Annotated in this window: 14 protein-coding genes; 8 read left to right on the top strand and 6 right to left on the bottom strand. The window is 71.9% G+C overall.

Features of this window, described 5'->3' with window-relative positions:
* Nucleotides 1-361: 361 nt before the first annotated feature.
* Together GPJ59_RS21155 and GPJ59_RS21150 are read left to right on the top strand one after the other, a co-directional pair.
* On the top strand, nucleotides 362-1,573 hold the full coding sequence (locus GPJ59_RS21155; protein WP_219668798.1) for a pyridoxal phosphate-dependent aminotransferase: 1,212 nt from the start codon (nucleotides 362-364) through the stop codon (nucleotides 1,571-1,573).
* 135 nt (nucleotides 1,574-1,708) lie between these two features.
* On the top strand, nucleotides 1,709-2,098 hold the full coding sequence (locus GPJ59_RS21150; protein ID WP_219668797.1) for an SCO4983 family protein: 390 nt from the start codon (nucleotides 1,709-1,711) through the stop codon (nucleotides 2,096-2,098).
* Between the two features lie 174 nt (nucleotides 2,099-2,272).
* On the opposite strand, the gene GPJ59_RS21145 is transcribed toward GPJ59_RS21150, so the two are convergent.
* On the bottom strand, nucleotides 2,273-2,908 hold the full coding sequence (locus GPJ59_RS21145) for a hypothetical protein (protein ID WP_219668796.1): 636 nt from the start codon (nucleotides 2,906-2,908) through the stop codon (nucleotides 2,273-2,275).
* A gap of 106 nt (nucleotides 2,909-3,014) precedes the next feature.
* On the opposite strand from GPJ59_RS21145, the gene GPJ59_RS21140 reads away from it, so the two are divergent.
* The 4 genes from GPJ59_RS21140 to GPJ59_RS21125 are packed head-to-tail and all read left to right on the top strand — an operon-like array spanning nucleotide 3,015 to nucleotide 7,683.
* Entirely contained in the window at nucleotides 3,015-4,091 is a 1,077-nt protein-coding gene (locus GPJ59_RS21140) for a substrate-binding domain-containing protein (protein ID WP_308120403.1), read from the top strand.
* A 13-nt stretch (nucleotides 4,092-4,104) separates the two neighbouring features.
* Complete coding sequence (locus GPJ59_RS21135; RefSeq protein ID WP_219668794.1) at nucleotides 4,105-5,328, top strand: toxic anion resistance protein; 1,224 nt, start codon at nucleotides 4,105-4,107, stop codon at nucleotides 5,326-5,328.
* A complete protein-coding gene (locus tag GPJ59_RS21130) occupies nucleotides 5,325-7,049 on the top strand; it encodes a VWA domain-containing protein (protein WP_219668793.1) in 1,725 nt (574 codons plus the stop codon). The genes GPJ59_RS21135 and GPJ59_RS21130 overlap by 4 nt, the downstream gene beginning before the upstream one ends.
* Entirely contained in the window at nucleotides 7,036-7,683 is a 648-nt protein-coding gene (locus GPJ59_RS21125; protein ID WP_219668792.1) for a hypothetical protein, read from the top strand. Before GPJ59_RS21130 ends, GPJ59_RS21125 begins: the two co-directional genes overlap by 14 nt.
* Here GPJ59_RS21125 and GPJ59_RS21120 read toward each other — a convergent pair.
* Complete coding sequence (locus tag GPJ59_RS21120; protein WP_219668791.1) at nucleotides 7,656-8,117, bottom strand: DUF6463 family protein; 462 nt, start codon at nucleotides 8,115-8,117, stop codon at nucleotides 7,656-7,658. The genes GPJ59_RS21125 and GPJ59_RS21120 overlap by 28 nt on opposite strands.
* 94 nt (nucleotides 8,118-8,211) lie before the next feature.
* On the opposite strand from GPJ59_RS21120, the gene GPJ59_RS21115 reads away from it, so the two are divergent.
* Entirely contained in the window at nucleotides 8,212-8,832 is a 621-nt protein-coding gene (locus GPJ59_RS21115) for a TetR/AcrR family transcriptional regulator (RefSeq protein WP_219668790.1), read from the top strand.
* A 182-nt stretch (nucleotides 8,833-9,014) separates the two neighbouring features.
* Here GPJ59_RS21115 and GPJ59_RS21110 read toward each other — a convergent pair whose 3' ends face one another.
* The gene (locus GPJ59_RS21110; RefSeq protein WP_219668789.1) at nucleotides 9,015-10,838 is read right to left on the bottom strand and encodes a phosphoenolpyruvate carboxykinase (GTP); all 1,824 of its coding nucleotides are present in this window, start codon (nucleotides 10,836-10,838) and stop codon (nucleotides 9,015-9,017) included.
* A 239-nt stretch (nucleotides 10,839-11,077) separates the two neighbouring features.
* On the opposite strand from GPJ59_RS21110, the gene trhA reads away from it, so the two are divergent.
* Nucleotides 11,078-11,761, top strand: a complete 684-nt coding sequence (gene trhA, locus GPJ59_RS21105) for a PAQR family membrane homeostasis protein TrhA (protein WP_219668788.1) — start codon at nucleotides 11,078-11,080, stop codon at nucleotides 11,759-11,761.
* A gap of 38 nt (nucleotides 11,762-11,799) precedes the next feature.
* Here the strand turns inward: trhA and GPJ59_RS21100 are convergent, their stop codons facing one another.
* The 3 genes from GPJ59_RS21100 to GPJ59_RS21090 form a co-directional block, all read right to left on the bottom strand.
* The gene (locus tag GPJ59_RS21100) at nucleotides 11,800-14,235 is read right to left on the bottom strand and encodes a galactose oxidase-like domain-containing protein (RefSeq protein ID WP_258024698.1); all 2,436 of its coding nucleotides are present in this window, start codon (nucleotides 14,233-14,235) and stop codon (nucleotides 11,800-11,802) included.
* Nucleotides 14,236-14,306: 71 nt separating this feature from the next.
* A complete protein-coding gene (locus GPJ59_RS21095; RefSeq protein ID WP_308120402.1) occupies nucleotides 14,307-15,620 on the bottom strand; it encodes a glycosyltransferase family 2 protein in 1,314 nt (437 codons plus the stop codon).
* Nucleotides 15,617-17,320, bottom strand: a complete 1,704-nt coding sequence (locus GPJ59_RS21090; RefSeq protein ID WP_374200878.1) for an ArnT family glycosyltransferase — start codon at nucleotides 17,318-17,320, stop codon at nucleotides 15,617-15,619. Before GPJ59_RS21090 ends, GPJ59_RS21095 begins: the two co-directional genes overlap by 4 nt.
* Between the last annotated feature and the right edge of the window lie 63 nt (nucleotides 17,321-17,383).

The raw sequence follows: 17,383 nt of genomic DNA, 5'->3' as shown, positions 1-17,383 counted from the left end.
CACCACCCCCCCTCCGCCCACCTCCCACAGGAAACCAACCCCCACAGGCCCACCCCCACCCCCCGAAGCCCCACCCCCAGCGGGTCAGCCCCCCCCCCCCGAACCCAAGCCCCCAGCGGACACGCCCCCACCCCCCCCCCCCCCCCCACCCCCACCGTGACGAGCGCAACACCCGTCCCGCCCCCGCACCCCCCACCCACCCATTCCGCAGGCTGAGACGATCCCCCGCCCCCGTTTCCAAGGGCAAGGGACGGGAGCACCCGCCCATCCCCCGAAACGGGACAATTCGCCAACCCGTCGCCGTCCGCCCTCCCGCCCCAAAGGCCAAGCGGACGGGCGGCCGGACCCGTAAGCTCCCGCCATGCAGGTGATCCAGTCAACGAAGCTCGCCAATGTCTGCTACGAGATCCGCGGCCCCGTGCTCGAAGAGGCCATGCGGCTCGAAGCGGCAGGTCATCGCATCCTCAAGCTCAACACCGGCAACCCCGCAGCCTTCGGCTTCGAGTGCCCCCCGGAGATCCTTGAGGACATGCTCCGCAACCTGGGCTCCGCCCACGGTTACGGGGACGCGAAGGGTCTGCTCTCCGCGCGCCGCGCGGTCATGCAGCACTACCAGACCCAGGGCGTCGCACTGGACGTCGAGGACATCTACCTCGGCAACGGCGTCTCCGAGCTGATCCAGATGGCCATGCAGGCCCTCCTGGACGACGGCGACGAGGTGCTGATCCCGGCCCCGGACTACCCGCTGTGGACCGCCGCCGTGTCGCTCTCCGGCGGTACCGCCGTCCACTACCGCTGCGACGAGCAGTCCGACTGGATGCCGGACCTCGCCGACATCGAGCGGAAGATCACCGACCGCACCAAGGCGCTCGTGATCATCAACCCGAACAACCCCACCGGCGCCGTCTACAGCGACGAGATGCTGCGGAGCCTGACGGACATCGCGCGCCGCCACAACCTGATGGTCTGCTCCGACGAGATCTACGACAAGATCCTCTACGACGACGCCACCCACACGCCCACCGCCGCCATCGCCCCCGACCTGCTCTGCCTGACCTTCAACGGCCTGAGCAAGTCCTACCGGGTCGCCGGCTACCGCAGCGGCTGGATGGCGGTCTGCGGACCCAAGAAGGACGCCACCTCGTACATCGAGGGGCTGACGATCCTGTCCAACATGCGGCTGTGCGCCAACATGCCGGCGCAGCACGCCGTGGCCACCGCCCTCGGCGGTCACCAGTCCATCCAGGACCTGGTGCTGCCCGGCGGGCGCCTGCTGGAGCAGCGCGACGTGGCGTACGACCTGCTCACCCAGATCCCGGGCGTCTCCTGCGTGAAGCCGAAGGGCGCGCTGTACATGTTCCCCCGGCTCGACCCGGCGGTCTACAAGATCAAGGACGACCGGCAGATGGTCCTCGATCTGCTGCGGGCCGAGAAGATCATGATCGTGCACGGCACCGGCTTCAACTGGCCCGAGCCCGACCACTTCCGGATCGTGACGCTGCCCAACGCCAAGGACCTGGCCGACGCGGTCACCCGGATCGGGAACTTCCTGGACGGCTACGGCCAGCACTGACACCGGTTCGAGACGGCTGCCGTACGGCCGCGGCGCACCTCCCGCGCCAGTACGGCAGTTTTCTGCCAGATCCAGCTCAACTTTAGAACGAATCCAATGTAGGATGGTCTCCTGACCACGCAGGAGGCCATCCTCATGTACGAGCCGAACCGCACGAAGCCGGTCAGCCGCATGGGCGGCGGCCGAGCCGACTACCCCCACCGCAGCCGCGGCGAGGAGCTGGACATCCAGCTCGCCGGGCACCTCGCGGCCCTGCTCGCCGTCACCGACGAGCTCGGCCTCGACGAGCCCGCCGCGCAGATCGCCGCCCAGGTGGCCCGCCTACGCGGGGCGGAGCCGCCGCGCGGCGCCGGGCCCGTCACGGGCGGGGAGTACGCCGCGCTGCACCGGCGCGCGCACGACCTCGCCGCCCGCGCGCTCCTCGTCGCCGCCTCGCGCGCCGACACGGCCGTCGCGATCCTCGCCGCCGAGCGCATGGACGCGCACAGCGCCGCACTCCGCCTCGCCGGAGTGGGGGCCCCCTGACGGCCCCGGTCCGAGGCCGGGGAGGCCTCGGACCGGGCGCCACTGCTCACCACCGCTCGCCGTCTCCCGGCACGTTCCCGTGCCGGGCCGTACGCGGCCGTGCGGCGGGGCCCTGCACGGCTCTACCCCTCGGCACCAGCGCCCTGTCGGCCCCGCGCCCACGCCCCGACGGCCTCAGCGCCCCGTCACGCCCGGTGCGCTCGTCATGCCCGGTGCGCCCGGTGGTACGCCCGTCGCGCCGCGTGCTCCCGGTTCGCCCGCCGGGGTGAACTCCGCGCCCTCGACCCCGCACCACGGGACGACCCCGGCCGGCCAGACCGGCCCGATCGCCTCGCCGACGGAGCCGGCGGAGCCCCCGGAGCCCTGGCCGGCCCGGCGGAGGGCCGTACGCCCCTCCGCCGGGCCGGTCAGCTTGACCAGCGCCTGTGCCGTCGGGCCCGACGTGCCCTCGCGGAACGCGACGGTCGCCACGTACGTCCCGGACCGGTGTGCCACGACCTCGACGTCGGCGACTGCCCGGCGGCTTGCCGGATCGATTCGGCAGGCAGTCACCACCAGGTCCGTCCGGGCCGTCCGCGCGGCTCCCGCCGCCCGTTCCAGCCGCTCCCGCTCGGCCCGGGAAAGCCCGTCCGCCCGAGACAGCCCGTCCGCCCGGGAAAGCCCGTCCGCCCCGGAAAGCTCATCCGCCCCCGCAGCCGTCGGCGGCGACGCCCCGCCCCCGCTCGCCCAGACGTACAGCCCCAGCGGCCCGAACACCAACAGCGCTGCCAGTGCCACGAGGGACACCAGCCACCCACGCACTTGCGTCATGAGCCCCATGATGCCCCCTGCGCGACGAAGGAAGTGGGACGTCCTGGTCACCTGACGTTCACTCAAGCAGGCGTGGAATGTGGGATTCCGCGAGCACGCTGCCCCCGTGAGACGCATATTCGGTATCGCCCTGGCGGTCCTGCTGATCGGCGGCGTCATCGCCGTCATCCTGATCGGCAACAAGGAACCGGGCGGCACGGCAACGAAGACCGTGCGAGGAGTGATCGGATCGGAGAAGGCCGAGTTCTTCGACGATCCCGACGTGGTCAAGGCGCTGGCCGCCAAGGGCTACACGGTCCGGACGGAGACGTCCGGATCCTGGGCCATGGACCAACTGCCGCTGAAGGAGTACGACTTCGCCTTCCCCTCCAGCAGCGAGCCCGCCGTCGAGATCGAGGCCAAGGCCGGTCTGAAGGGCGCGCAGACGGTCAAGCCGTTCTACTCGCCGCTGGTCGTCGTCGCCCGCGCCAACGCCGCGAAGGTCCTCGCCGACAACGGCCTGGCCAGGCTGACCGGCAAGAACACCGGCACGCTGCTGATGGGCCCCTACCTCAAGGCGTCCGGCGAGGACCGCACCTGGCAGCAGCTCCAGGGGTCGGCCGCGTACGCCGAGCTGACCGGGACGGTGTTCATCAAGACCACCGACCCGACCTCGTCCAACTCCGGCGCGCTGTTCCTCGCCGCGACCTCCAACGTGCACAACAACAGCACGGTGGTCTCCGACGAGGCCGGCATCGAGCGCACCGCGCCCCTGCTGCGCAAGCTGATCAGCGTCCAGGGCTCGCTGCCGCCCAGCACCGACGACCCGTTCCGGGCCTTCATCAGCGGCGCCGGGGACCCGCTGATCCTGGTCTACGAGTCCCAGGTCGCCTCGATGCTGCTGCAGAAGCAGGACCCCGGCGACATGGCCGTGCTGTACCCGGACACGACCGTCAACACCGAGCACACCTTCGTCCCCCTGAGCGAGACGGCCCGGGAGCTCGGCGCGCTGCTCACCGGTGACCCGAAGCTGCGGGAGCTCGCGATCAGGCACGGCTTCCGGCCGCGGGACGGGCTCGCGGAGTTCACGAAGGCCACCGAGCCGCACTCCGCCTTCCTCAACCAGAAACTGACCGGGATCCGCCAGGTGAACACGCCGAACGTCAAGATCCTGATGACGCTGGCCCAGCGGGCCAAGGGCTAGGGGGACAGCACCGATGACACTGACACCGCCCGAGGACACCCCGCTGGTCCTCCAGCCGCCGGAGCCGGTGGCCCCCGTCCGCCGCGAACAGGCCGGCGGCCTGGTCCCGGTGCAGGACGGGGTGCGCGAGGAGATGGCGCGCCGGGCCGGGGAGTACGTGGGTTCGCTCGCCGGACTCGACGCCCGCTCCCCGGAGTTCACCGCCCGGATCGGCGAGATCGCGGGGCTGGGCTCCGCCGACATCCGCAGTGCCGCCCAGCAGTCCAACCGGATGCTGGACCGGACCGTACGCGCGCTCGGCTCGGCCCGCGGCGGCCCCGGCGGGGAGGGCGGCGACGCGCAGGCCCGGGTCGCAAACTCCCTGGTGGAGCTGCGCCGCACGGTCGAGGACCTCGATCCGCGCGAGTCCTCCGCCAAGGGGGCGCGGCGGCTGCTGGCGAAGCTGCCCGGCGGGAACCGGTTCCGCGACCACGTGGCGAAGTACGCCTCCTCGCAGGCCACGCTGAACCGGATCGTCGGCGCGCTGCGGGCCGGCCAGGACGAGCTGCGCCGCGACAACGCCGCACTGCACACCGAGCGGGCCCGGCTGTGGGAGACGATGGGCAAGCTCCAGGAGTACGCGGTGCTCACCGAGGCCCTGGACGCGGCCGTGGAGCAGCGCGTCGCCGAGGCCGGGGCGAGCGACCCGGCGCAGGCGGACGCGCTCCGCGCGGACGTGCTCTTCCCGGTCCGGCAGAAGCACCAGGACCTGTTGACGCAGCTCGCGGTGTGCGCGCAGGGCTACCTCGCCATGGACGTCGTACGCCGCAACAACGACGAGTTGATCAAGGGTGTGGACCGGGCGGCGACGACCACGGTCTCGGCGCTGCGCATCGCGGTGATGCTCGCCTCGGCGCTGGAGAACCAGCGCAAGGTGATCGAGCAGGTGGACACGCTGCGCTCCACCACGGAGGGCCTGATCAGGGGCAACGCGGAGATGCTGGCCACGCAGAGCGGGGAGGTCCAGCGGATCGCCGCCGACCCGGCGGTCGGCACGGAGACCCTGAGGACGGCGTTCGCGCAGATCTACCGGACGCTGGACGCGATCGACACGTACAAGGTGCAGGCGACGGAGTCGATGGCCGCGACCGTCGAGGCGCTGACGGGCGAGCTGCAGGCCGCCTCCGCGCACCTGGACCGGACCCGGACCCGTACCGGTACCAATACGGCCGGAGTGCTGGAGGGCGGCGACCGATGAGCACGCACCGCACCACTACGCACGGCACCACCACGCACGGCGCCACCGCACCCGCCGCCACCGCGCACCAACGCACCGCCACGCACGGCTCCGCCGCGCTGCGTACCGCGCGGCTGTGCCGGCGGCTCGCCGCGGCGGCCGCGGCGACCGCGGTCCTGCTCGCCGCGACCGCCGGCTGCACCTCCGACGGACCGGCCACCGGTCCGGCCGGCGGTCCGAAGAAGTCCGCGTACCAGGAGGGCACGCTGCGGGTGCTCGCCTCCAGCGAGCTGGCCGACATGGAGCCGGTGCTGGCGCAGGCGAAGAAGGCCACCGGGGTGTCGGTGAAGTTCACCTGGTCCGGGACGCTGGACGCGGTCGAGCAGGTGGCGTCGGGGAAGGCCGACGGCGCCTACGACGCGATCTGGCTGTCCTCGAACGACTACCTGCGGCTGCGCCCGGAGGCGGCGGGCAAGCTCAGCTCCGAGACCCCGGTGATGTCCTCGCCCGTCGCGATCGGCTTCCGGCCGGCCACGCTGGCCAGGCTGGGCTGGAAGCCCGAGGAGGTCACCTGGTCGGCGGTGCACCAGGCGGTGTCGCAGGGCAGGCTGAGCTACGGCATGACGGACCCGGTCCGCTCCAACTCCGGTTTCGCCGCGCTGGTGTCGGTGGCCTCGGGCCTGTCGGGGGCGCAGGCGGCGCTCACCGACGCGGACGTCAAGCAGGCCGGGCCGCGGCTGAAGGAGTTCTTCACCGGACAGACGCTGACCTCCGGTTCCTCGGGCTGGCTGGCCACCGCCTACAGCCGGCGCCACGACGTGGACGCCCTCGTCAACTACGAGTCGGTGCTGCTGTCGATGACCCGGGACGCGCGCTCCGAACTCACCGTGGTCCGCCCGCAGGACGGGGTGGTCACCGCCCACTACCCGCTGACCCTGCTGACCTCCGCCCCGGCCGGGGCGCGCGAGTCGGGCCGGCTGCTGACGGAGTACCTGCGCGGCGCCGAGGCGCAGAAGCAGATCACCGAGCGGACCTTCCGCCGTCCGGTGGCGCCCGGGGTGGCGCCGGCGGCCGGTCTGGGTGCCGACAAGCGGCGCGAGCTGCCGTTCCCGGGCACCCGCTCGGTCGCGGACGGGCTGCTGGCCTCGTACGAGAACGAGCTGCGCCGGCCCTCGCGGACGGTGTACGTGCTCGACACCTCGGGGTCGATGGCGGACGAGGACCGGATCGGGCGGCTGAAGTCGGCGCTGACCGAGCTGACGGGGACGGGAGCCTCGGGGACCGGGCGGCGGTTCCGGGACCGGGAGGAGGTGACGCTGCTGCCGTTCGGCGACAAGGTGAAGAAGGTGCTGACGCATGTGGTGGAGCCGGGCAATCCGGGTCCGGCCCTGGACGCGATCCGCGGGGACGTGGAGTCGCTGTCGCCGCAGGGCGGGACGGCCGTGTACGCCAGCCTGAAGGCGGCCTACCAGCACCTGGGCCAGGACAAGGGTGACGCCTTCACCTCGATCGTGCTGATGACGGACGGCAAGAGCGGGGACAGCGCGCAGGAGTTCAACTCCTTCTACGCCACGCTGCCGGACGCGCAGAAGCGGACGCCGGTCTTCGCTGTGCTGTTCGGGGATTCGGACCGCAAGGAGCTGACCGCGATCACGGAGCTGACCGGCGGCCGGCTGTTCGACGCCACCGGCGGAACGGGAACGCTCGGCGGGGCCTTCGAGGAGATCCGTGGCTACCAGTAGGAGCAGCAGTAGGTCCGGAAGGACCGCATCGGCGGGCCGCAGGGCGCTCGCGTACCTGGAGTCGAAGAAGAACCTGGCGGGCTGCGCCTGCGGCGTGGCCGGGGTGGGGCTGACGCTGGCCGGGGCGGCGGGTGCGTACTGGCCGCTGGTGGTCGCGGGGCTGTACGGCGCGGGCGCGCTGATCGCCCCGCCGGAGCGGGTGTCGACGCCCGACTTCCCGGAGCCGGCCGAGCAGTTGGGGCTGCTGCGCGACGACTTCGCCCGGCTGCGGGCCTACCTCACCGAGGTGGAGCTGCCGCCGGCCGCCGGGGGCAAGCTGACGGAGCTGACCCAGTTCTACGAGGCCCTGCTCGATCCCGGGTGGGCGGCGGACGTGCTCGCCGCCGACCCGGAGTCGGTGCACATCCTGTCGCGGGCGATCCGGCAGGACGTGCCGGAGTGCGTCGACACCTACCACCGGGCCCGCTGGTGGACCCGGCTCCAGCCGGGCGGGGAGTCGCCCGAGCGGCACCTGGAGCGGCAGCTGGCGGTCCTCTTCGACGAGGCGGAACGCCTGACGGCGGGCCTCCGCGAGGTCGAGGCCCGCCGTCAGCAGACGCACACCACCTACCTGGAGGACCGCGGCCGCTCCTGAGCGGCGGGCCCCTCGGCTCCGGCGGCCCCGTCAGCTCCGGCGGCTCCGGCCACCCCGGAGCGCCGGGCCGCTCCCGCCGCCCGGACGAGCAGTCCGGCCGGCACCAGCACGAGCAGCATCGGCGTCGGCTCCACCACCGCCGCCCCGACGAGCGCCCAGCCGCCCAGCGCCCAGCCGGCCCATGCGGGGACGGTGATGCCGCGCCGGCCGAGATCGGCGAGCAGGGCGCCGAGGACGGTCATCGGGACGGCGAAGCTGCCCAGGGAGATCCAGAACGCGCCGGCCGCGCCGTGCGGGGTGACGAAGTCGGCGCGCGGCAGCAGCCACAGCTCGCCGGTGAACCACTCGTCGAGGTAGTGCGCGTTCTGTACGCCCAGCGCCAGCAGGTGGAGCGCGCCGAGGAACATCAGGATCCGCCCGGCTCGTCGGGTCATGGCCCAACCCCCCTTGTCCCGTGGCCCGCACGGTTACGAGCCATGGTTTCGAGACCCATAGTTTCGAAACTATCAGTACCGTAACATGGTCGCCATGGCACGCCCCAGGGACACCCGCGTCGACGCAGCGATCCTCACCGCCACCCGCGCACTGCTGGCCGAGAGCGGCTACGCGAAGCTGACGGTGGACTCCGTGGCCGAGCGGGCCGGGATCGGCAAGGCCGCGATCTACCGGCGGTACGCCACGCGGCAGGAGATGGTCTTCGCGGCCGCCGTGCACGGGGCCGACCTGCCGGCGCCGCCCGATACGGGCAGCCTCCTCGGCGACCTGACCGCGCTGGTCCGGGAGATCTGCGACCACATGACGCACCCGGCCGCGCTGGCCGCCGTACCCGGGCTGCTCGCCGACGTCCGCAGCTCGCCCGAGCTGGCGGCCCGCTTCCACGAGGCGTTCGTGACGCGTCAGCAGCAGGGGGTCGGCCGGCTGCTCGACCGGGCGGTGGTTCGCGGCGAACTGCCCGCGCCGCCGGACACGGAGCTGGTGCACGCCCTGGTGTCCGGGCCGGTGTTCGCGGTGCTGTACCTGCAGAGCCGCACGGTGGCCGGGCTGCCGGAGCAGCTCGCCCGCGTGGTGCACACGGCCCTGACCGCAGCGGAGGGAGCAGCAGAGGGAGCAGCGGAGGGAGCAGTGCAAGGACCGGCCGCAAAGGGCTGAAAAAGGCTGACGGCGGGTCTCCGCAAGCAGAGACCCGCCGTCAACGGGTGCACACGACCTGTCCGGAAGAGCGCGAGCGCTCCTTGACAGTCCGGACATGACAGGTGGCCGGCGCGGGCGGTGGGTGCCGTCTTGGTCGGGGGCTCCCACACGTTCAAGGGCCCGTCAGCAGGGCCGTCGGCTCAGCCCAGGCGCTCGACCAGCGCGTGGTACTGGTCCCACAGCTCCTTCGGGGTGTGGTCGCCGTAGGTGTTGAGGTGCTCGGGTACCAGGGCGGCCTCCTCGCGCCAGACCTTCTTGTCGACGGTCAGGAGGAAGTCGAGGTCCTCGTCGGCGATGTCGAGGCCGTCGAGGTCGAGGGCGTCCTTGGTCGGCAGGATGCCGATGGGGGTCTCGACGCCCTCGGCGGTGCCCTCCAGGCGGCCGACGATCCACTTCAGGACGCGGCTGTTCTCGCCGAAGCCGGGCCAGACGAACTTGCCCGCGTCGTTCTTGCGGAACCAGTTCACGTAGTAGATCTTCGGCAGCTTGGCCTGGTCGGCGGAGGCGCCGACCTTGATCCAGTGGCCCATGTAGTCGCCCATGTTGTAGCCGCAGAACGGCAGCATGGCGAACGGGTCGCGGCGCAGCTCGCCGACCTTGCCCTCGGCGGCGGCGGTCTTCTCGGAGGCGATGTTCGAGCCGATGAAGACGCCGTGGTTCCAGTCGAAGGACTCGGTGACCAGCGGGACGGCGGAGGCGCGGCGGCCGCCGAAGAGGATCGCGGAGATCGGGACGCCCTTGGGGTCCTCCCACTCGGGGGCGATCGTCGGGCACTGGGCGGCCGGCACGGCGAAACGGGAGTTGGGGTGGGCGGCCGGGGTCTCCGACTCCGGCGTCCAGTCGTTGCCCCGCCAGTCGATGAGGTGGGCCGGGGGCTCCTCGGTCATGCCCTCCCACCACACGTCGCCGTCGTCCGTGAGCGCGACGTTGGTGAAGACGGTGTTGGCGTACATCGTCTTCATGGCGTTGGCGTTGGTGTGGTCGCCGGTGCCGGGCGCGACGCCGAAGAAGCCGGCCTCGGGGTTGATCGCGTAGAGGCGGCCGTCCTCACCGAAGCGCATCCAGGCGATGTCGTCGCCGATGGTCTCGACCGTCCAGCCGGGGATCGTGGGCTGGAGCATGGCGAGGTTGGTCTTGCCGCAGGCGGACGGGAACGCGGCGGCGACGTACTTCGCCTCGCCCTGCGGCGGGGTGAGCTTGAGGATCAGCATGTGCTCGGCGAGCCAGCCCTCGTCGCGGGCCATGACGGAGGCGATGCGCAGGGCGTAGCACTTCTTGCCGAGCAGGGCGTTGCCGCCGTAGCCGGAGCCGTAGGACCAGATCTCGCGCGTCTCGGGGAAGTGCGAGATGTACTTGGTGGTGTTGCACGGCCACGGCACGTCGGCCTGGCCCTCGGCGAGCGGCGCGCCGAGGGTGTGGACGGCCTTGACGAAGAACCCGTCGGTGCCGAGCTCGTCCAGGACGGCCTGGCCCATGCGGGTCATGGTGCGCATGGCGACCGCGACGTAGGCGGAGTCGGTGATCTCGACGCCCAGGGCGGACAGCTCGGAGCCGATGGGGCCCATGCAGAACGGGACGACGTACATCGTCCGGCCCTTCATGGAGCCACGGAAGACGCCCTTGTCGCCCGCGAAGACCTCGCGCATCTCCGCCGGGGCCATCCAGTTGTTGGTCGGGCCCGCGTCCTCCTCCTTCTCGGAGCAGATGAAGGTCCGGTCCTCGACGCGCGCGACGTCGGTCGGATCGGAGGCGGCGTAGTACGAGTTCGGGCGCTTGGCCGGGTCGAGCTTCTTGAAGGTTCCCTTCGCGACGAGCTCCTCGCACAGGCGCTCGTACTCGGCCTCGGATCCGTCGCACCAGACGATCCGGTCCGGCTCGGTGAGGGCAGCGATCTCCTCCACCCAGGCGGTCAGCCCGGCGTGGTTGGTCGGGACGGAAGTGGGAGCCGCGTTGTCGCGCGCCACGATTGCTCCTTGTTGAGGGGTTTGTTTGGTGTATGCCCCGTGGGGGCTGCGACCCGGATGACTTCGCTGCTCCGCTCATCCGGTGCCGACCGCACTCATCTGATCATCCGGTGCATGTGCGCATATGTCCAGGGGGCCTCTCACGTGAGCATCGCCACGTGAGTCAACGTTCGGCAAAGCGAACAGTCGGTAAATGTGCCCCCGATGCTGCCCCGGAAACCTACGGACGCGTAGGTAACATGTCGGCCATGACTTCCGAAGCCGTTGACGCCCCGGCCGCCGCGGTCGTCGGCAAGCCGCTCATGCGCGGGTGGCTGCACGCCGGGATGTTCCCGGCCGTGCTGGTCGCGGGCCTGGCCCTGATGACCTTCACCGACTCGACACGCGCACGGGTCGCGTGCGCGGTCTACGTGCTCACGGCCTGCCTGCTCTTCGGCATCAGCGCCCTCTACCACCGCGGCACGTGGGGGCCGCGCGGGGAGGCGGTGCTACGGCGGCTCGACCACGCCAACATCTTCCTGATCATCGCGGGTACGTACACCCCGCTGACCGTCCTGCTCCTGCCCGACTCCACGGGGCGCGTGCTCCTGTGGGCGGTCTGGATCGCGGCCGCGGCGGGCATCGCCTTCCGGGTCTTCTGGGTCGGCGCCCCGCGCTGGCTCTACACGCCCTGCTACATAGCGATGGGCTGGGCCGCCGTCTTCTTCCTGCCCGACTTCATGCGGACCGGCGGCATCGCCGTCCTCGTCCTGGTGATCGTCGGCGGCCTGCTCTACAGCGCGGGAGGGGTCATCTACGGCATGAAGCGCCCCGACCCCTCCCCCCGCTTCTTCGGCTTCCACGAGGTCTTCCACTCCCTGACCCTCGTGGCGTTCATCACGCACTTCGTGGGGATCGCCCTGGCCGCCTACCGGCACGCGTGAGCCGGTAGGCTGGGCGACGTTGACGATGACGGCGACGTTCAGCAGGCGTAGCCGTCGCCGTCCCGGTCGAGGCGCAGCGGGTCGCTGCCGTTGACCTTCATCCGCTTCGGGTACTGGTGCGCGGCCAGCCAGTCGCAGCGGGCCTTCGAGGAGTTCTTCACCTCCGCCGGGAACCGGGTCGGCACGCACAGGTTGACCGAGCCGTAGTGCCGGTCGCAGCCGGCCACGCTGGGCGGCACCGGTACGGAGTCCCGCTCGCCCGGGTTCTGCTTCGGGGAGGCCTGGAGCCGGTCCGCGAACTCGTGGACGTGTGGCGCCGGGGTCCTGCCGTCCGTGTTCGCCACCGACATCGCCGCGGCCGTCGGGCCGCCCAGGTGGACCCAGCGGGCGATCGACGGGACGCCGTTCGCGTCGACGGCGAAGAGCATGTACCAGCCGGGCGGGGCCAGGTTGGGGTTGCTGGTGACGTTGAGGTCGACGGTGGTGTTGCCGACCACGGTCAACGGCAGGTCCACGAACCGCTGGTTCGGGTCGGAGGAGTGGGTGACCGCCGCCGGCCGGATCAGCTCCGCCTTGGCGATCGGCCGGTCGACCGTGATCCGCTGGGTGTCCCCGTAGACCCACTGCGCGTCGATCACCGAGGTGATCTGCGGCCGCGGCCCCTTGAACAGGTACGGCGGGGTGTAGATCGAGACGTTGTGGTTGTACGTGCCGTTGCCCGGGTTGTCGCCGACCGACATCACCCGCCCGTCGGGCATCAGGAAGGCGCTGGAGTGGTACGTACGCGGGATCGGGTCGGTGGCCATGCCCGCCTGGTAGGTGTTGGTGGCCGGGTCGAACATCGAGGCCTCGAAGACCGGGTCGGCCCGGTCGTGCAGCCCGCCGCCGGTCTCCAGGACCTTGCCGTCGGGCAGCAGCACCGCCGAGACGTACATCTTGCCCTCGGCCCCGGTCTGCGGGCGCTTGCCGGTGCCGGTGTCGACCAGGCCCTGGGGCAGGTCGGGGCCGGCGGTGTAGCCGGGGTCGGGCTTCTTCAGGTCGATGATGTCGGTGATCCGGTTCGCGGCCGGGTTGGTCTCGTTGTTGCCGCCGCCGATGGTCAGGACCCGCTGGTCCTGCGCCGGGGGCAGCAGCACGCTCGCCGACTCGTCCCGCTCGTCCTTCTTCCGCAGGCCCGGCACGTCGGTGATGGTGTTGGCGTCGTAGTCGTAGACCGACGCGCCCGAGCCCGGGGTGCCGTTGCCGAAGGTGTGGCTGCCGGAGTAGAAGAGCCGGCCGTCCTGCATGAGGATCATCGACGGGTACAGGCCCCAGTACGACCAGGTCTGGTTGACCTCGTTCATCGGCAGCCACCTGCCCTGCGCCGCCGAGAACTTCTCCGCGGTCACATTGCCGGTGGAGTCCTCCTTCAGGCCGCCGAAGGAGATCACGTCACCGTTGCCGAGGACGGTCGCCGACGGGTACCAGTGCCCGCCGTTCATGTCGTTCGTCTTGATGTACGACTCGGTCGCGGGGTCGAAGATGTAGGAGTCCTTCAGCCCCTGGTAGCCGATCTTGCCGTCGGCGGACGGGTAGCCCTTGTTGCCGCTCATCACCAGCACCCGGCCGTCCGAGAGCTGCACGTGGCCCGAGCAGAACATGTCGACGGGGGTCGGGATCGTCTTGAACGAGCCGTTCGCGGGGTCGTAGACGGCGGAGGTGAAGGTGCCCGCGTTGAACTGCGAGATGTCGTTGCCCGAGCCCGCGATCAGCAGCACCTTCCCGTTCTTGAGGACCACGGCGTGCATGGACCGGGTCGGGTTCTTGGCCGGGATCACCTCCCACTTGCCCTTCGCGCACTCCTCCGGGGTGCCCGTGCAGGTGGGGGCCGGCGGGGTGGCCCCGACCTCCTCCATCGCGTAGTCGTCGGTGGTCAGCGTCCCCACCCCGTACACCGACAGGCCCCAGGCGATCTTGTCGGTGCCCGGCGGGACCGCGGGCGTACGGACCTGGGTGCGCGCCCAGTCCGCGCTGACCGGCGGGTTCTGCAGATCGGTCCAGTACTGCCAGCCGGCGGTGGTGTCCCGGCGGAACACGGTCACCGACACGTCCGGGGTGTTCGACCTGTACCAGGCCGACAGGTCGTACTGCTTGCCCGGCACCACGCTCGGCGCGCAGGCGGCGGTCTCGGTGACGAGCGCCTTGCGGTCGCCGCTGACCCGGCGGGTGAGCTGGACGCGCATCGCCTTGGTGCCGCTGTGCGCGTCGGTGACGGTGGCGAAGGAGAAGTCGTTGTCGCCCCAGCCGGACTTCGACCAGCAGGAGGGCATGTCGGAGCCGGCCGGGCCGGCGGTCTCGAATCCGGGGTTGGTGAGCAGGTTGGGCGGTCCGGCCGCGGCCTGCTGCGGTGCGGACAGCAGCAGGCCGGCGGTCATCGCCCCGACGGCCAGCAGGGCGGCCCGCCACCCTGCCCGCCGCCGTAGGGTGCGTCGCATCGTCGTCGGTGTTCCTCTCTGTGCGTCTCGGCTCGAGGAGGCTTGAAGAGGCTCGAAGCGGTACGGAGGGCTCAGGCGGTGACGGAGCTGTCGCGGCTGTCGCGCGGGCTCGGCGTACGGGCCTTGCGGTGGCGGCCCGTGGCCCGGTGGCCGGAGCGCGGCAGGTAGACGAGGGCCTCGGTGGCCGCGAACCGCAGCACGAAGGTGGTGACCAGGGCGAGTGCGGTCGCCGGCAGCACGCCGAGGCCGAGCTCGGCGACCAGGAGCGCGATGAGCGGGATGCGCAGCAGCAGATCGGCGTTGGCCAGCAGCGCGAACCGGCCGATCCGGTCCGCCCAGTGCCGGTGGCGGCGCCGGTCGCGGAAGAGCAGGAGCTCGATCAGGACGAAGTTCCACAGCACGCCCGCCTGGTTGGCCACGATCTCGGCGGGCAGGTAGTGCAGGCCGAGGGCGTGCGTGAGCAGCCACAGCGCGGCCAGGTTGGGCACGAAGCCGGACAGTCCGATCAGCCCGAAGCCGATCATCCGGGCCAGCGGGGTCGCCGAGCGCAGGGCGGCCAGGTGCGCCAGGAAGCGCAGGCCTTCGCGGGCGGTGGACTTCGACTCGCCGGCGTAGCGCTCCTGGAAGACGAACGGCACCTCGGCGACCGTCGCGGGCCGGCACCGCACCGCCAGTTCCAGGAGGATCTTGTACCCCAGCGGTTGGAGCGTCTGCGGCGACGCGATCGCCGAGCGGCGCATCGCGAAGAAGCCGCTCATCGGGTCGCTGATGCCGCGCAGGGCGCGCGGGAAGAGGCCCTTGGCCAGCCAGGTCGCGCCGCGCGAGACGGCGATCCGGTAGCTGCCGGCCAGCCCCGCGCGGCTGCCGCCGCTGGTGTAGCGGGAGGCGACGACGAGTTCGGCGCCGGTCCGCTCCCCCTCGCCGACGAGCTCGGGCACCAGGTGGGGCGGGTGCTGGAGGTCGGCGTCCATGACGACGACCCAGTCGGTGCCGGCCCGCTCCACCCCCTCGACGACGGCCCCGCCGAGCCCGCCGTGGGCCTGCTCGCGGTGCAGCACGGCCACGGGGAACGGGCAGTCCTGGGCGGCCTTCTCGATCGCCTGCGGGGTGTCGTCCGTGGAGTCGTCCACGAACAGCACCTCGCAGGGCAGCCGGGCGGGGAGGGCCGCGGAGAGGCGGCGCAGGAGTTCGGCGACGTTCGCCGACTCGTTGAAGGTGGGGATGACGAGGGTCACGCTGCCGGCGGCCGGTGCCTGCGCGGTGGGTGCTTGCGCCGCTGGTTCTTGCGCGGCGGGTGCGTGCGCGGCCGGTGCCTGCGCGGCCGGTGCTTGCGCGGCGGCCGGTTCGGGGTCGGTGAGCGCCGGGGTCCGCAGGTTCTCGCTCACGGCCGGCTCCCGTCCCCGGGATCGGTCCTGCGGATCTCGATCCGGTCCTCGCCGGAGCCGAACACCGCGACCGGCGTCGAGTGCTCCAGCGCGGCCTTGACGTTGGGCAGGGCGGCCGCGTCCCGCCGTACGGTCGGCGAGGAGACGACGTAGTCGATGTCGCGCCAGCCGCGCGGCAGGGTGGCGGTGACGGCCGGGTCGAGGTCGGCCTTGTAGAACCAGATCGCGCCGAGGCCGGGTTCGTAGCCGTGGTGCACGGCGTCCAGCCAGAGGGCGTCGTCCAGCAGGACCCGGGTGTGCGCCGGGTCGGCGACCTCGCTGCCGAGCCAGGCCGCCGCCTGCCGGTACGGGGCGTTGGCGTCGGCGGTGAGGGCGGTGCGGTTGCCCTCGTACCAGCGCGGCAGGACGTACGCGGCGGCCCCGGCGGCCAGGACGCAGACCAGGGCGTAGCGGGCACGGCGCAGGGCCCGGTTCGGGGCCCGGTTCGGGGCCCGGTGCTCGGTCGCGGCGCGGCGGCGGTGGAGGCCCGGGGCGAGGTGGCGGTGCAGGACGGCGTGCCCGATGCCGGCGGCTCCGCCGGCCAGGACCAGCGCCAGGAAGGGCAGGGCCTGGACGACGTACATCGCCGGCAGGTAGCCGGAGGGGCGCAGGGCGACGAGGGCCAGGATGACGACGGCGAGCGCCGGCCCGGCCAGTGCGCGGGCGGTGACGGACCATCTCACGGTGGCCAGCAGCAGGGCCGCGCCGGCCAGTCCGCCGAGCGGGAGCACGGTGTCGTAGTAGAGCCAGGAGCGCAGGACGCCGTGCGAGCCGGAGCCGGGGTCGAGGATGAAGCCGGAACCGGCGCGGCCCATCTGGTAGGTGATGCCGTCGATGAGCGAGACGTGGCCGGGGCCGGGCAGCAGTTCGCCGTTGAGCAGGGCGTACAGCGGGTACGACAGGCCGATGAGGGTGCAGGCGGTGACGGCGCCGGTGACGGCGAACTTCCGGGTGTCCCGGTGGCTGTGGCGCCACATGGTCACCATCAGCGCCGGCAGTACCACCAGCATCGTCTCTTTGGTGAGGACGGCGGTGGCGGCGGCGAGACCCGCGCCGAAGTGGTGCCACAGGTGCCGGTCGGGCGAGGCGGCCAGGCAGAAGGCCAGCAGGATCCACATGACCGCGAGGTTGTCGAGGAAGATCTCCCGCTGGAGCACGACGGCGAGCGGGGACAGCCCGAACAGGGCCGTGGCCAGGCCGGCGGCCCAGCGGGGCAGCCGCAGCCGGCGGGCGAGGACGTACAGCAGGACCGCACTGGCGGCGGAGACGGCGAGCATCGAGAACCGCATGGGCGCGACGGTCATCGACTCCGGTACGAACAGCGAGGGCAGCCAGGTGAGGGCCGCGACCTGGATCCAGCCAAGCGGCGGGTGGTCGTACCAGTACGTGTAGTGGGCCAGGCCCTCGCCCTGCTGGACGGCCCAGGCCTGGGCGAGGTAGGTGCCCTCGTCGTCGGACAGGGTCGGGAAGTCGGTGATGTTCCAGCCCTGGACCAGGAGGATCGCCAGCAGCAGGGTGGCGCAGAGGATCAGGTCGGGGCGGGAGGAGCGGAAGCGGAACGGCGTCGCCCGCGCCGGGGTCGGCGTCGCTGTCGGCGTCGGCGGGGTCGCGGACGGGCCGCGCCGGCCCGCGCCCCGGCCCGGCAGCTGGCTCTTTTTCACATCTCCGATCCCCCCGAACCCGGGGCGGTCTCTTATGCCCGTTTTTTGTTTGAAAAAAAAAAA

Origin of the sequence: Streptomyces bambusae (assembly GCF_019400985.1) — a bacterium.
Taxonomy (GTDB): domain Bacteria; phylum Actinomycetota; class Actinomycetes; order Streptomycetales; family Streptomycetaceae; genus Streptomyces; species Streptomyces bambusae_A.
Note: the sequence above shows the minus strand (reverse complement) of the source record. Positions and strands in the feature narration are given on the sequence as shown.